Source organism: Martinezella sp. CNPSo 3732 (genome assembly GCF_057784515.1).
Map to the genome: position 1 here is coordinate 1 of NZ_JBXSOO010000042.1, position 14,184 is coordinate 14,184.

At 60.1% G+C, this 14,184-nt stretch carries 16 protein-coding genes, 1 pseudogene and 1 riboswitch; of the genes and pseudogenes, 9 read left to right on the forward strand and 8 right to left on the reverse strand.

Going from position 1 to position 14,184, the window contains the following annotated elements; all coding sequences use genetic code 11:
• Positions 1-483 (forward strand): ZIP family metal transporter (locus tag AC13RM_RS30975; protein WP_488556116.1); only part of this gene is annotated, 483 nt, incomplete at its 5' end.
• 28 nt (positions 484-511) lie between these two features.
• On the opposite strand, the gene AC13RM_RS30980 is transcribed toward AC13RM_RS30975, so the two are convergent.
• The 4 genes from AC13RM_RS30980 to gcvT all read right to left on the reverse strand — a co-directional run bounded on the left by AC13RM_RS30980 (position 512) and on the right by gcvT (position 5,310).
• Positions 512-772, reverse strand: coding sequence for an addiction module antidote protein (locus tag AC13RM_RS30980; protein WP_374824951.1), 261 nt, complete (start codon positions 770-772; stop codon positions 512-514).
• Between the two features lie 149 nt (positions 773-921).
• On the reverse strand, positions 922-3,786 hold the full coding sequence (gcvP, locus tag AC13RM_RS30985; RefSeq protein WP_374824948.1) for an aminomethyl-transferring glycine dehydrogenase: 2,865 nt from the start codon (positions 3,784-3,786) through the stop codon (positions 922-924).
• Positions 3,786-4,148 (reverse strand): glycine cleavage system protein GcvH, encoded by a 363-nt coding sequence (gene gcvH, locus AC13RM_RS30990; RefSeq protein ID WP_112334775.1) that lies wholly within the window; start codon positions 4,146-4,148, stop codon positions 3,786-3,788. The genes gcvP and gcvH overlap by 1 nt, the downstream gene beginning before the upstream one ends.
• A gap of 25 nt (positions 4,149-4,173) precedes the next feature.
• Positions 4,174-5,310: a glycine cleavage system aminomethyltransferase GcvT gene (gcvT, locus tag AC13RM_RS30995; protein WP_374824945.1), complete on the reverse strand. Its 1,137-nt coding sequence runs from the start codon at positions 5,308-5,310 to the stop codon at positions 4,174-4,176.
• A 148-nt stretch (positions 5,311-5,458) separates the two neighbouring features.
• Positions 5,459-5,546, reverse strand: a riboswitch (glycine riboswitch).
• Positions 5,547-5,714: 168 nt separating this feature from the next.
• Between gcvT and AC13RM_RS31000 the strand changes: the two genes are divergently transcribed.
• The 8 genes from AC13RM_RS31000 (at position 5,715) to AC13RM_RS31035 (ending at position 12,051) form a co-directional block, all read left to right on the forward strand.
• Positions 5,715-6,248: a copper chaperone PCu(A)C gene (locus tag AC13RM_RS31000; protein WP_374824942.1), complete on the forward strand. Its 534-nt coding sequence runs from the start codon at positions 5,715-5,717 to the stop codon at positions 6,246-6,248.
• Positions 6,249-6,432: 184 nt separating this feature from the next.
• Complete coding sequence (locus AC13RM_RS31005; protein WP_113229799.1) at positions 6,433-7,431, forward strand: RluA family pseudouridine synthase; 999 nt, start codon at positions 6,433-6,435, stop codon at positions 7,429-7,431.
• Entirely contained in the window at positions 7,428-8,081 is a 654-nt protein-coding gene (locus AC13RM_RS31010) for an HAD-IA family hydrolase (protein WP_113229800.1), read from the forward strand. Before AC13RM_RS31005 ends, AC13RM_RS31010 begins: the two co-directional genes overlap by 4 nt.
• A gap of 9 nt (positions 8,082-8,090) precedes the next feature.
• The gene (locus AC13RM_RS31015) at positions 8,091-8,876 is read left to right on the forward strand and encodes an ATP12 family chaperone protein (protein ID WP_113229801.1); all 786 of its coding nucleotides are present in this window, start codon (positions 8,091-8,093) and stop codon (positions 8,874-8,876) included.
• 69 nt (positions 8,877-8,945) lie between these two features.
• Positions 8,946-9,416, forward strand: coding sequence for a hypothetical protein (locus AC13RM_RS31020; protein ID WP_113229802.1), 471 nt, complete (start codon positions 8,946-8,948; stop codon positions 9,414-9,416).
• 63 nt (positions 9,417-9,479) lie between these two features.
• On the forward strand, positions 9,480-11,012 hold the full coding sequence (locus tag AC13RM_RS31025; RefSeq protein WP_488556117.1) for an acyl-CoA carboxylase subunit beta: 1,533 nt from the start codon (positions 9,480-9,482) through the stop codon (positions 11,010-11,012).
• A gap of 123 nt (positions 11,013-11,135) precedes the next feature.
• Positions 11,136-11,528, forward strand: coding sequence for a DoxX family protein (locus AC13RM_RS31030; RefSeq protein WP_095434967.1), 393 nt, complete (start codon positions 11,136-11,138; stop codon positions 11,526-11,528).
• Between the two features lie 136 nt (positions 11,529-11,664).
• Positions 11,665-12,051 carry a DoxX family protein gene (locus tag AC13RM_RS31035; RefSeq protein ID WP_374824935.1) on the forward strand — a complete coding sequence of 129 codons (387 nt, stop codon included), beginning with the start codon at positions 11,665-11,667 and terminating at the stop codon, positions 12,049-12,051.
• 6 nt (positions 12,052-12,057) lie between these two features.
• Here AC13RM_RS31035 and sugE read toward each other — a convergent pair whose 3' ends face one another.
• The 4 genes and pseudogenes from sugE to AC13RM_RS31055 all read right to left on the reverse strand — a co-directional run.
• Positions 12,058-12,372 (reverse strand): quaternary ammonium compound efflux SMR transporter SugE, encoded by a 315-nt coding sequence (gene sugE / locus AC13RM_RS31040; RefSeq protein ID WP_095434966.1) that lies wholly within the window; start codon positions 12,370-12,372, stop codon positions 12,058-12,060.
• A gap of 133 nt (positions 12,373-12,505) precedes the next feature.
• Positions 12,506-13,342, reverse strand: a complete 837-nt coding sequence (gene fghA, locus AC13RM_RS31045) for an S-formylglutathione hydrolase (protein ID WP_374824932.1) — start codon at positions 13,340-13,342, stop codon at positions 12,506-12,508.
• Positions 13,339-13,803 carry a YaiI/YqxD family protein gene (locus AC13RM_RS31050; RefSeq protein ID WP_374824929.1) on the reverse strand — a complete coding sequence of 155 codons (465 nt, stop codon included), beginning with the start codon at positions 13,801-13,803 and terminating at the stop codon, positions 13,339-13,341. Before AC13RM_RS31050 ends, fghA begins: the two co-directional genes overlap by 4 nt.
• 74 nt (positions 13,804-13,877) lie before the next feature.
• Positions 13,878-14,184: pseudogene (locus AC13RM_RS31055) on the reverse strand (S-(hydroxymethyl)glutathione dehydrogenase); the annotation flags it as partial.

Below are 14,184 nucleotides of genomic sequence, written 5' to 3' on the forward strand. Positions count from 1 at the left end.
AGACCTGCAGGGAATCCCCTTAGATTCTGTCAAGCAATGAAACGCTCTAAAGGGCCGGTCGGCCTTCTCGCCGCTATCGGCATCGATATCCTGATCGACGGCCTCGTGCTTGGCATCGGCTTTGCGGCCGGCCCGAAAGTCGGCTTGCTGCTGACGATCGCCCTGACGATCGAGGTGCTGTTTCTCGGTCTGACGGTGGCGAATGAGCTTGGTGAGAGTGTTCGCTCTCGATCCAGAATCGTCGCGATCACGGCAGCGCTTGCGCTGCTGCTGCCGATCGGCGCCTTGCTGGGAGCGCCGATCGCTTCCTTGCCCGGCCCTGTTTTGACTGGCTTCTTTGCGTTCGGGCTGATTGCGCTTCTCTATCTCGTCACCGAGGAGCTGCTGGTCGAAGCCCATGAAACACCCGACCGCCCCTGGGTGACCGCTATGTTCTTTGCGGGCTTTCTCGTGTTGCTTCTGCTTGAGGAGGCGATCGGTTAGCGACGCTCGGGATTGGGGAAACGAATTCCTAGTTTGCTGCCGGTACCGGCGTCAATTTAAGGCCGAGCGCCCTGACGACCTTCAGGATCGTCGCGAATTCCGGATTCCCGTCGCCGCTCAGCGCACGATAGAGCGCCGAGCGGTTCATGCCGACATCCTTGGCAAGCTTGCTCATGTTGCGCGTGCGCGCCACTTCACCCAACGCCTTGGCGATCGAGGCCGGATCGTCGGTTTCGAAGGCGGCGGCGATATAGTTGTCGGGATTGTCCACGTCGAATCGTTCCGGCATAAATCTGAATTCCACGGCCCCATTGTGGCGTCATCAAAAACGCCGCGCATCCTTTCGGACACGCGGCGTTTTCATAGACAAGTTTCACAATAGATTTATGTCTGTTTCCAGCGAAGCGACTGAACCGCTTCGCTTTTTTTGCAAAAATCCTATTCTGCGGCCTCGGCGTAGGATTCCAGCGGCGGGCAAGTGCAGATTAGGTTGCGGTCGCCATAGACATTGTCGATGCGGTTGACCGGCGACCAGTATTTGTCGACGCGGAAGGCGCCGGGCGGGAAGCAGGCCTGTTCGCGCGAATAGGGGCGATCCCATTCGCCGACGAGGTCTTCTACCGTGTGCGGCGCGTTCTTCAGCGGATTGTTGGTCTTGTCCATCCGGCCGTCTTCGATGGCGCGAGCTTCCTCGCGGATCGCAAGCATTGCCTCGCAGAAGCGGTCGAGTTCGGCCTTCGTTTCCGATTCCGTGGGCTCGATCATCAGCGTGCCGGCAACGGGCCAGCTCATGGTCGGTGCGTGGAAGCCGCAATCGATTAGGCGCTTGGCGACATCGTCGACCGTCACGCCGGCGCTTGCGGCCAGCGGGCGGGTGTCAATGATGCATTCGTGCGCGACACGTCCGTCCTTGGACTTATAGAGCACGTCATAGGCACCCTTGAGGCGGGCTGCGATGTAGTTGGCGTTGAGGATCGCCACCTTCGTCGCCTGCGTTAGGCCTTCACCGCCCATCATCAGGCAATAGCTCCAGGAGATCGGCAGGATGGACGCCGAACCGAAGGCTGCCGCCGAGACCGCGCCGCTGCGGCCGTCCGTTTCCGGATGACCGGGCAGGTGAGGCGCCAGATGCGCCTTGACGCCGATCGGACCCATGCCGGGACCGCCGCCGCCATGGGGGATGCAGAAGGTTTTGTGCAGGTTGAGGTGGCTGACGTCGGAGCCGATATCGCCGGGACGCGACAGGCCGACCATGGCGTTCATATTGGCGCCGTCGAGATAGACCTGACCACCATGCTTGTGCACGAGATCGCAGATCTCCTTCACCGTTTCCTCGAAAACACCGTGCGTCGAAGGATAGGTGATCATGCAGCAGGAGAGGTTGTCGGCATATTGCTCGGTCTTGGCGCGGAAATCGGCCATGTCGATATCGCCATCGTCGCTGACTTTCACGACCACGACCTTCATGCCCGCCATCTGTGCCGAGGCGGGGTTGGTGCCGTGCGCGGAAGTCGGGATGAGGCAGATGTCGCGATGACCCTGGCCATTGGCAATGTGGTAATTGCGAATGGTCAGCAGGCCGGCATATTCGCCCTGCGCGCCGGAGTTCGGCTGCATGGAGAAGGCGTCGTAGCCGGTGACGGCGCAGAGCTTATCCGTGAGGTCGTCGATCATTTCGCGGTAGCCGAGCGCCTGGTCGGGCGGCACGAAAGGATGGATGTCCGAAAATTCCGGCCAGGTGATCGGCAGCATTTCCGCCGTCGCATTGAGCTTCATGGTGCAGGAGCCGAGCGGGATCATCGAGCGGTCGAGCGCCAGGTCGCGGTCTGAAAGGCGACGAATGTAGCGGGTCATCTCGCTTTCGGCGCGGTTCATGTGGAAGATCGGATGCGTCAGATACTCGCTGGTGCGCAGTAGGGTCTTCGGCAGGCGATAGGACGGCTCGAAATCGGCAATGGGGAAATTGCCGCCGAATGCGCGCCAGACGGCTTCGACCGTTGCCGGGCGTGTGCGCTCGTCGAGGCTGATGCCGATCTTGGTTTCGCCGACCTTGCGCAGGTTGACGCCTTCGGCGACGGCTGCACGCAGGATCAGACCCTGCATGTGGCCAACCTCAACGGTGATCGTATCGAAGAAGGTCTCCGGCTCTACGGTATAGCCGAGCTTTTCCAGCCCCTTGGCCATCAGCACGGCCTTCTGGTGGACCTGTTGGGCGATCGCCTTCAAGCCCTGCGGACCGTGGAAGACCGCATACATGGAGGCCATGACCGCGAGCAGTACCTGGGCGGTGCAGATGTTCGAAGTCGCCTTTTCGCGGCGGATATGCTGTTCGCGGGTCTGCAGCGACAGGCGATAGGCGCGATTGCCGCGCGCATCAACCGAAACACCGACGAGACGACCGGGCATGGAGCGCTTGTAGTCGTCCTTGACGGCCATAAACGCGGCATGCGGCCCGCCATAGCCAACCGGAACGCCGAAGCGCTGCGACGAGCCGATGGCGATATCCGCTCCCATTTCACCCGGAGATTTCAAGAGGGTCAGCGCCAGGAGATCGGTCGCCATGATGGCGATGGCGCCGGTCTGGTGCAGTCGGGCAATCAGGCCGCTGAAATCGTTGACGTGGCCGTGCGTACCCGGATACTGGAAGATAGCGCCGAAGACGTCGACCGGATCGAGATCGGTGAAGGGATTGCCGACGATGACGGTCCAGCCGAGCGGCTCGGCGCGGGTCCTGATCAGCGCTATGGTCTGTGGGTGGCATTCGGCATCGACGAAGAAGGCCCTTGCCTTCGATTTTGCGACACGTTCCGCCATCGCCATACCTTCGGCCGCGGCGGTCGCTTCATCGAGCAGCGAGGCGTTCGCGACATCGAGACCGGTGAGGTCGCTGATCATAGTCTGGTAGTTCAGCAGTGCCTCGAGGCGGCCCTGGCTGATCTCAGGCTGGTATGGCGTATAGGCGGTGTACCAGGCCGGATTTTCCAGGATGTTGCGCTGGATGACGGGCGGCGTGATCGTGCCGTAGTAGCCCTGGCCGATGAGCGAAACGAGAACCTTGTTCTTGTTGGCGGTCTCGCGCAGACGGTCGAGCGCCTCGCGCTCCGTCATTGGCGCTCCCCAGGCGAGCGGTGCCTTCTGACGAATGGCCGGTGGCAGCGTCGCGTCGATCAGTCCGTCGAGGCTCTTGTAGCCGATCACCTTGAGCATATCGGCCATCTCGGAGGGAGACGGGCCGATATGGCGGCGATTGGCGAAATCGTATGGCTGGTAGTCGGTGAAGGTGAACTCAGTCGGCGTCGTCATTATCCGATCAGCTCCTTGTAACCGGATTCATCAAGCAGACCATCGAGATCGCCGACATTCTTCAGCTTCAGCTTGAAGAACCAGCCAGCACCCATCGGATCGGAGTTGACGAGAGCCGGATCGGCGGTGATGGCTTCGTTGATTTCGGTGATCTCTCCGTCTAGCGGACAATAGACTTCAGAAGCCGCCTTGACCGACTCGACGGTTGCCGCGTCGGCTCCCTTGGAGAAGCTGGCACCGACCTCGGGCAACTCAACGAAAACGAGATCGCCGAGCTGTTCGGCGGCATGGGCCGTAATGCCCACGATTGCGACATCGCCTTCGACCTTCAGCCATTCATGTTCTTCGGTGAATTTCAGCATGGATAATCCTCTCTGGAAAAGACGTTCAACGTTTGTAGGTTGGTTTGATGAAAGGCAGGGCGCTGACGGCGACGGGCAGATATTTGCCGCGCACTTCAGCGTAAACGGTGGTACCGGGGGCGGTGAATTCGGTCGGCACGTAGCCCATGGCAACCGGGGATTCGACGCTCGGGCCAAAACCACCCGAAGTGACTTCGCCAATTTCCGTCTTGCCTTCGGCATCGGCATAAAGCTTGGAATGGCCGCGCACTGGCGCCTTGCCCTCCGGCTTCAGGCCGACACGGCGGCGCGTGGCGCCGCCATCGAGTTCGCCGAGGATGCGGGTTGCGCCAGGGAAGCCGCCGGCGCGGTCGCCGCCGGTCTTGCGGGCCTTCTGGATCGCCCATTCGAGTGCGCCTTCGATCGGCGTCGTCGTCTGGTCGATATCGTTACCATAAAGGCAGAGGCCGGCCTCTAGGCGCAGGGAGTCACGGGCGCCAAGGCCGATCGGCTGGACGTCCGGGTGCTCCAGCAGCCGCTTGGCGATGTCCTCGGCCTTATCGGCCGGGACGGAGATTTCGAAACCGTCTTCGCCGCTATAGCCGGAGCGCGACACAAGGCAGGAGACATCGTGGAGGCGACAATGGCGCACGTCCATGAATTTCATATGGGCGATATCGGCCCAGAGCTCGGCAAGCACGTCGACGGCGCGCGGTCCCTGCAGGGCAATGAGCGCGCGATCGAGTAATGTAACTTCGCAGCTATCGCCGATATGATCTTGAAGATGCTTGAAATCCTGCTCTTTACAGGCGGCGTTGACGACGACGAAAAGATAGTCGTCCATATGGGCAATCATCAGATCGTCGAGGATGCCACCCTTTTCATCGGTGAAGAAGCCATAGCGCTGGCGATTTTCGGCAAGGCCGAGAATATCGACCGGCACCAGGCTTTCCAGTGCCAGCGCCGCATCCTCATATTTGCCTGAGCGCGCGCGGATCGTCACCTGCCCCATATGCGACACGTCGAAGAGGCCGGCAGAAGATCTGGTCCAAAGATGCTCCTTCAGAACGCCTGGCGCATATTGCACGGGCATGTCGTAGCCTGCGAACGGCACCATGCGGGCGCCGAGGGACACATGCAGGGCATGAAGGGGGGTGGTCTTGAGGGCAGCGGTCTCGTCCAAATGACGCCTCCGGGTTTTGCGCTCGTTTCGAAGCGCAGAGCTCACAATTTCGGCGCGGTTGCGCCTGACGATGAGCCCCCTCTGTCTGTTTGCCTGAGATTGTTATCCCTTCGGCGAACGCTTGCGCGCTTCTCTCCAGAGTTCCGTCTGCCCCTTGCTGGTCCTTTGGCCTGAGAGTTTCCGGGGCGGTTGCTCCTTCGGCACCGGCTTGCGCCGGATTCTCCCAACAAGGTCAGTTGCCATTATCCGGTCACGGCCAAAGATGGCAAGGGGCAAATGTCGTCGCTGAACAAATTTTTGTCGCGCCGATCAATCCTGCGTTTCCTAATGAATACGGGACTTTGCAACAGAGATGGGAGAGGCTATCCCTTCTCATCGATTGAGGAGCCGGGCAGGAGACAAAGATGATCCGCAACTACGCAGCCGCATTGCTGATTTCGATTGGCGCATTTTCGCTGTCCCTTAGCGGGGCGATGGCTGAGGATAGTGGCGCGATGAAATCCATGCCCGGTATGCACATGGATGCAGCTGCGGCACCTTCCGGCTCCGCGACTGCCAAACTTGGCGATCTCGATATCAGCGGTGGTTATGTCCGCGCCATGCTTCCCGGCCAGCCCGTCGGCGGCGGTTACATCACCATCCACAACACTGGCAAGATCGACGATAAGCTGACCTCAGTGACCTCCTCGGCGGCCGGTAAGGTGGAACTGCACGAGATGAAAATGGAAGGCGAGATCATGAAGATGCGCGAGGTGAAAGGCGGCATCGCCATCCCCGCCGGCGCGACCGTCACGCTTGCGCCCAGCACGATGCATATGATGTTCAGGCAAGTGAAGACGCCTTTCAAGCAGGGCGGCGCGGTGCCCGTGATGCTGATGTTCGACAAGGCGGGCATGATCGACATCAATCTGCCCGTCGTCTCCGCCAAGGGAAACTGAACCAGAAAATTATCCTTCCGTATAATTCCAGTTTCCACTTTTCCTCGAATGCTCTAAAGCCACGTCAAAAGGCTGGGAAATCTCCGGCCGCGGGGCCGATCGTCCTGTCGTTTGAATTTGCATGATCCCGCCGAACACGGTTTGGCAACGCTCGGGACATGCTGCGGTATTTGAAAGAAGAAGAATGGCCGGGATTGAGCATATTAAGGTCGAGCCTGACGAGGCCGGCATGCGCCTCGACCGCTGGTTCAAGGTGCATTTTCCAGGACTCGGCTTTGGTCAGTTACAGAAGCTTCTGCGCTCGGGCCAAGTGCGTGTCGATGGTGGCCGCGTTAAGACGGACGCCCGCGTGCAGCCGGGGCAGATGGTGCGCGTGCCGCCGCTCGATGTCGACGCCAAGGGGCCGAAAGGCGGCCCTATTGCCAGCAATGACCTGAAACACTCCGGCGACGCCGAACTTCTTGCGCGCATGCTGCTGCATGAAGACGACAAGGTCTATGTGTTGAACAAGCCAGCCGGCCTCGCGGTGCAGGGCGGTTCCGGCCTGACTCGTCATATCGACAAGATGCTCGAGGCATGGACCAGCAAGAAAGGCGAAAAACCGCGCCTGGTGCATCGTCTCGACCGCGACACGTCAGGCGTCCTCGTCGTTGCCCGTACACGGGGTGCCGCGCAGAAGCTGACGGCGGCGTTCCGCGAGCGCGATACCAAGAAGACCTACTGGTCGCTGGTCAAGGGCGTGCCGCGCAAGCACGAGGACAAGATTTCCACCTGGCTGGTGAAGGAAGCCACACCGGATGGCGATCGCATGCGCATCGCCAAGCATGGAGAGGAGGGCGCAGATCACGCCATCTCCTACTATCGCGTGCTCGAGACCGCAGCGCAGAGCCTAGCCTGGCTGGAAATGGAACCATATACCGGTCGTACCCACCAGTTGCGTGTCCACGCGCTGCATATGGGCCATCCGATCATTGGCGACCCCAAATATTTCGATGACGATCCTAACTGGGATTTTCCGGGCGGTGTCCAGAAGCGCCTGCATCTGCATGCGCGTCATATCGATATCCCGCATCCGAGCGGCGGACGTCTGCGCGTCACCGCGCCTTTGCCGCCGCACATGGTGCAGACCTGGAACCTTCTCGGCTTCGATATGGAATCGGCAGGGGAGCCGGACGACGAATGAAGCTGGTATTATTCGATTGTGACGGCACGCTGGTCGACAGCGCGCGGCTGATCCACGAGGTCATGGCGCGCACCTTCGTAGCCTTCGGCTACAAGCGTCCCGATGTTTCTGCGACGAAATCGATCATCGGCCTGACGCTCGATATCGCCATTGCCCGCCTGCAGGGCAAGCCGCATGTCGACGACGAAGCGATTGCCATGACGGCGCATTACAAGTCGATCTTTCCGGAGGTGCGAGACGAGGCTGATATGCAGACGCCGCTCTTCGACGGCATCAAGCCGCTGATCGAGACGCTTGCGGCCCGTGATGAGCTGCTGATCGGCGCAGTCACGGGTAAATCCCGCCGCGGTTTGACCCATATCCTTGAGGTCAACGACTTCACGCCCTATTTTATCGTCTCGCGCACCGCCGACGATTGCCCGTCGAAACCGCATCCGGCGATGGTGACGGAATGCTGCGACGAGACTGGCATGGATCCGCATGACACGATCGTGATCGGCGATGCGATCTACGACATGCAGATGGCAAAGGCGGCTGGTGCGACTGCCATTGGTGTGGCCTGGGGCTATGCTTCCGTCGAGGAGTTGCTGGCGGCGGGAGCGGATGCCATCGCCCACCATCCGAACGATTTGTTGAGCCATATTCTCTGAGGTGACGCCATGCGCGACCTGTTGAACGATCTTTCCGAAGGTCTCAGCCATCCCGATCCGATCCGCCGCGCGCAGATCCAGATGAAGAAGCCGCTGCCCAAGCGCTTCTACAAGGATGTGACGATCAACGAGGAACATGGCGGCCATGCTATCGCTCTCGATGGCAAGGTGGTGAAGACGCCGGCGCGGCACTCCCTGGCTCTGCCGACGGAAGCGCTTGCCGGATTGGTGGCCGCCGAGTGGGCACGTCAAGTCGACGTCATCGATCCGGCCACCATGCCGGTAACGCGCCTCGTCAACACGGCCATCGATGGCGTTGCGACGGAAAGCCAGGCCGTATTCGACGAAATCGTCCGCTTCTCCGGCAGCGATCTGCTCTGCTACCGCGCCGATGGTCCCGAGCGCCTCGTCGAGCGGCAGTCGGAGCGCTGGAATCCGGTGATCGAATGGGCCGCGCGCGACCTAGGCGCCCGCTTCATCCTGGCCGAAGGCGTCATGCACCAGGAACAGCCTAAAGAGGCTATCGCGGCCTTCGCCGCTGCTTTGCGCGAGTTTGACACACCGATGGAACTCGCGAGCTTGCACACGATCACCACACTGACTGGTTCGGCGATCCTGGCGCTGGCTTTTGCGAAAGGTTTCCTGCCGCTTGCCGAGATCTGGTCGCTCGCTCATCTCGACGAGGATTGGACAATCGAGCATTGGGGCAGCGACGAAGAGGCCGAGCAGCGTCGTGCACAACGTTTTGAAGAGTTTCAGGCCGCGGCCGAGGTTTTTTCCGCGCTTCGCAGTTGAATATTGTTGATTTCCAGTCCTTTATATCGATCTGCATATCTTGCAAATTCGAAAGTCGGGGCAGGGATCATGTTGTTGTGGAGGCCGAGAGCCATACCGGCGCTCGTGGGAATTCTGGCATTGGCCGCTTGCTCGAGTTGGTCCGTCGATCCTCCGCCCCCAACCTATGCCGTGCGCAGCGCAACCGTCGTAGCCGATCAGGCACTGCCGCCGGTGTCGCCGGCACTGGTTGTAGCCGTCAATGATCGCGTCAACGCCGCGATCGCCGCTACGAGCTTCAGTCCGCAATTGCCACAGGTTGCCATCACAGTTCGACTGAGCGACGTCCGCAAGGCGCGCGGCTTCAATCGCGACCGCAGCAGCGCCAAGATCAATATCGATGCCGCGGCAGCCGATGGCGGCGCTGTGATTGCGATGGCATCTTTCGAGACCAGAACCGTTGCTCCCGATCCCGCGACCGCGGATGAGCTGATGGCGGAAGATATCGCCGCGCGGGTTCGTTCCATCTTTTCGCTGAACACGCCAAGGCTCACAAACTGAGCCAACCGCTTCAAACAAGGCTCGCGCCATGGTAAGCCCGAGCAATGAGGGAGAGAGGGCCGCATGAAGGAAATCCTGCACGAACTGGAACGCCGTCGTGAGATCGCAAGGCTTGGCGGCGGGCAAGTTCGCATCGACGCGCAGCATGCCCGCGGCAAGCTGACGGCGCGCGAGCGCATCGATATCTTCCTCGACGAGGGCTCTTTCGAAGAGTTCGATATGTTCGTCGAGCATCGCTCGACCGATTTCGGCATGGACAAGAGCAAGATTGCCGGCGACGGCGTCGTGACCGGCTGGGGCACGATCAACGGACGCACTGTTTTCATTTTTGCCAAAGATTTCACAGTCTTCGGTGGATCTCTTTCAGAAGCACATGCGGAAAAGATCACCAAGGTGCAGGATATGGCGCTGAAGAACCGGGCGCCGATTATCGGAATCTACGATGCCGGCGGCGCCCGCATTCAGGAAGGCGTGGCCGCACTTGGCGGTTATGCTGAGGTGTTCCAACGCAATGTGCTTGCCTCCGGCGTCATTCCGCAGATTTCGGTCATCATGGGCCCTTGTGCCGGCGGCGACGTCTATTCTCCAGCCATGACCGACTTCATCTTCATGGTGCGCGACACATCCTACATGTTCGTCACCGGGCCGGATGTCGTGAAGACCGTTACCAACGAGACCGTGACATCCGAGCAGCTCGGCGGTGCCTCGGTGCACACGACGAAGTCTTCGATTGCGGACGCGGCCTACGACAATGATGTCGACACGCTCCTGCAGGTGCGCCGCCTCGTCGATTTCCTGCCGCAGTCTAATACGGCTGATGTGCCCGAGATCGAGTGCTATCAGTCGGTGACCGAGCCGGATAACTCGCTCGATACGCTGATCCCGGCCAATGCCAACAAGCCTTACGACATCAAGGAACTGATCTTGAAGGTGGCGGACGAGGGCGACTTCTTCGAGATCCAGGAGAGCTTCGCCAGGAACATCGTTTGCGGTTTCGGCCGCATCGAGGGCGCCACGGTCGGCTTCGTCGCCAATCAGCCGATGGTGCTAGCCGGCGTACTCGATAGCGACGCCTCGCGGAAGGCTGCGCGTTTCGTGCGTTTCTGCGATTGCTTCAGTATCCCGATCGTCACCTTCGTCGACGTGCCGGGCTTCCTGCCAGGAACGGCACAGGAATACGGCGGCCTGATCAAGCACGGCGCCAAGCTGCTCTTCGCCTATGCAGAAGCGACTGTGCCGAAGCTCACGGTTATCACCCGCAAGGCCTTCGGCGGTGCCTATGACGTCATGGCATCGAAGCATCTGCGCGGCGATCTCAACTATGCCTGGCCGACGGCGCAGATTGCTGTCATGGGAGCCAAGGGCGCTGTCGAGATCATCTTCCGCAAGGATATCGCCGATCCCGGGAAGATCGCGGCCCACACCAAGATGTATGAGGACCGATTCCTGTCGCCTTTCGTTGCCGCAGAGCGCGGCTACATCGACGAAGTGATCATGCCGCGCTCGACGCGGCGACGGCTGGCACAGGGGCTTAGAATGCTGCGCAACAAGGATCTGACCAATCCCTGGAAGAAGCACGACAACATCCCGTTGTGAGTATGTGACAACAAGTCACGGATTTGACACGGAAAATTGATTGAGCGTCAGAATCCGTGTTTTCACGTTCCTGCCCGTGCGCTCTATTGCTTCCTCGTGGGGGAGTTAAAACTGGAGTTTAACATGGCGCTTTCCGATCGGCTGAATCAGTATCAGCCCTATGCTCTTACCGTGCTGCGTATCGTCACCGGTGTATTGTTCATCGAACATGGTCTGCAAAAGCTCGTTGGCTTTCCGGCCGGCGGTCAGTTCCCAAGCCCGTTGCCGACCCTGCTTCTGGTTCAGGGTATCATCGAAATCGTTGGCGGATTGGCGACGATCGTCGGTTTCTTCACCCGTCCAGTCGCGTTCATTCTCTGCGGCAACATGGCGGTCGCCTATTTCATGGCGCATTATCCGAAGAATTTCTTCCCGGCCAATAATGGCGGTGATGCGGCGATCCTCTACTGCTTCGTCTTCCTGTTCCTGATCTTCGCAGGCCCGGGCCTGCTGGCGATCGACAACAATAAGAAGTAACCAGCTTCTCCGTCGGGCTCGGTTGAATTGCCGGGTCCGGCGAATAAATTGGTCTCTCGCGTGTTCACTTCGTTATCAGCGAAGCGAGAGCACTTTCGACAGGATCTCCTTCATCCCCTATCGAACGGAGATCCGCATGTCCCTTTCCGAGCGCTTGTCGCCTTATCAGCCCGCCGCCCTTACCGTCTTGCGAGTCGTGACAGCGCTCTTGTTCATTGAGCACGGTACGCAAAAGGTCTTCGGCTTTCCGCCGGCGCCTTACGAAATTACGACGCTGTTCTTCGCGGCTGGGATCATCGAGCTCGTAGGCAGTGTCCTGATCCTGTTCGGACTTTTCACCCGGCCGACCGCCTTTCTCTTGAGCGGTGAAATGGCGATAGCCTACTTCATGGTGCATATGCAGATCGACTTCTTCCCGGCCAACAATCAGGGAGATGGTGCGATCCTGTTCTGCTTCATCTTCCTGTTTCTGGTATTCGCCGGACCGGGAATCTGGGCGCTGGACAATCGCCAGCGCCGATGATCTCAGTCAGGCGGTGAGCTTGAGACCGGCGATGCCTGCGACGATCAAGCCGATGCAGAGCAGCCGCACAAGGGTCGCGGGATCACCGAGCAACCAGATGCCAAGCAGAACCGTGCCGACGGTGCCGATGCCGGTCCAGACCGCATAGGCCGTGCCCATCGGCAGGGTCTTTACGGCTAGACCGAGCAACACGACGCTGACGACCATGGAAATGACGGTGAGGACAGTCGGCATCAGCCGTGTGAAACCATCCGTATATTTCAGGCCGACAGCCCAGCCGATTTCAAACAGGCCTGCAAGGAAAAGCAGGAACCAAGCCATTTTACGCTCCTTTGGTAAGAGCGAGGCCGTCCCCGCGATGTCTACGGCCGGTTTGGTTGCCCGCCGCCGCAGTCGTCTGCGTGTTTCCTATATGCCTTCGTCGACTGCCTATTTCAAGGCGATCGGACCACCTTTACTTTTCCAGCCGCTCAGCATGCCATTTCAGGTGATCGTCCATGAAGCTGGAGATGAAATAGTAGGAATGGTCGTAGCGCTCGTGCATACGCAGCGTCAGGCCGATATCCGTGCCCTTGATCACCTCTTCGAACAGCCAGGGGCGCAGTCCGTTTTCGAGGAAGCTGTCCGCCTTACCCTGGTCGATGAGGAATTCAGGGAAGCGGGCGCCGTCTTCGACGAGCGCGCAGGCGTCATAGCGGCGCCATGCGGCCTTGTCGCTCCCCAAATATTTCTCCAGCGCCGGTGCAGACCAATCGGCCGTCGACGGCTGGACGATGGGAGCGAAAGCAGAGCAGCTCTTGAAGCGCTCCGGATTCTTCAGCGCGATCGTCATGGCGCCGTGGCCGCCCATGGAATGGCCGAAGATGCCCTGGCGGCTCATATCGGCGCGGAATTGCTTGGCGATGAGGGCGGGCAGCTCCTCGGTAATGTAGCTGTACATCTGATAGTTTTCGGCCCAGGGCGTCTCGGTGGCGTCGAGATAGAAGCCCGCACCTTTGCCCATCTGCCAGTTGGTCAGCTCATCCGGCACGTCATTGCCGCGCGGGCTGGTGTCCGGGCAGACGATGATGAGGCCGAGCTCGGCGGCCATGCGGCGATATTCGCCCTTTTCCATGACATTGGCATGAGTGCAGGTGAGGCCAGAAAGATACCAGAGAACCGGGCGGGGCTCCTTGATCGCCTGCGGTGGCACGAAGACGGCGAAGGTCATCTCGCATTTGCAGGCTTCGGACTCATGCGAGAAGACACCCTGCATGCCGCCAAAGGCGGTGTTCTGGGAAATGATGTTCACGGCTGGCCTCCAGGCGTCTGATTGGCTTTTGAACGCCGGCAGAGCCGGTCGAAGGTTTCGAGAAAGGTGGAGCGGTCGCGCGGCGAGAAGGCGGCGTTATAGCCCTTGCTCTCACCGGTTTCGCGAAGATGTGCGCCGAGGTCGCGCATGGCCGTTGCCATGCCGATATTGGTCTTGTCGAAGATGCGGCCGGTCGGTCCAGTAACAAGCGCTCCGGTCGCAATACAACGGCCCGCGAGCGGCACATCGGCGGTGACGACGATGTCGCCAGCACCTGCGTGTTCGGCAATCCAGTTGTCGGCGGCATCGAAGGCGTTGGAGACGATGACATTATGCACCATGGGATCCCGCGACGGGCGCAATCCCGAATTGGCGACGAAAGTCACCTCGATGCTGTGGCGTTCGGCAACCTTCAGGATCTCCGGCTTGACCGGGCAGGCATCGGCATCAACATAAATCATGATATCAAATCTTTTCAGCTATATGCGGCGCATTTCTCACGCGCCGCATACGTCTCGCCGAGTGGCTTTCTGTGTCAGTAGAGCACGACGCTGCGGATGCTTTCGCCCGAATGCATGAGCTCGAAGCCCTTGTTGATATCCTCGAGCGGCATGGTGTGGGTGATCATCGGATCGATCTCGATCTTGCCCTCCATGTACCAGTCGACGATCTTGGGAACGTCTGTGCGGCCACGGGCGCCGCCGAAGGCCGTCCCCATCCACGAGCGGCCCGTCACCAGCTGGAACGGACGCGTCGAGATCTCCTGGCCGGCGCCGGCAACGCCGATGACCACCGACTTGCCCCAGCCGCGATGGCTTGCTTCGAGAGCCTGGCGCATGACT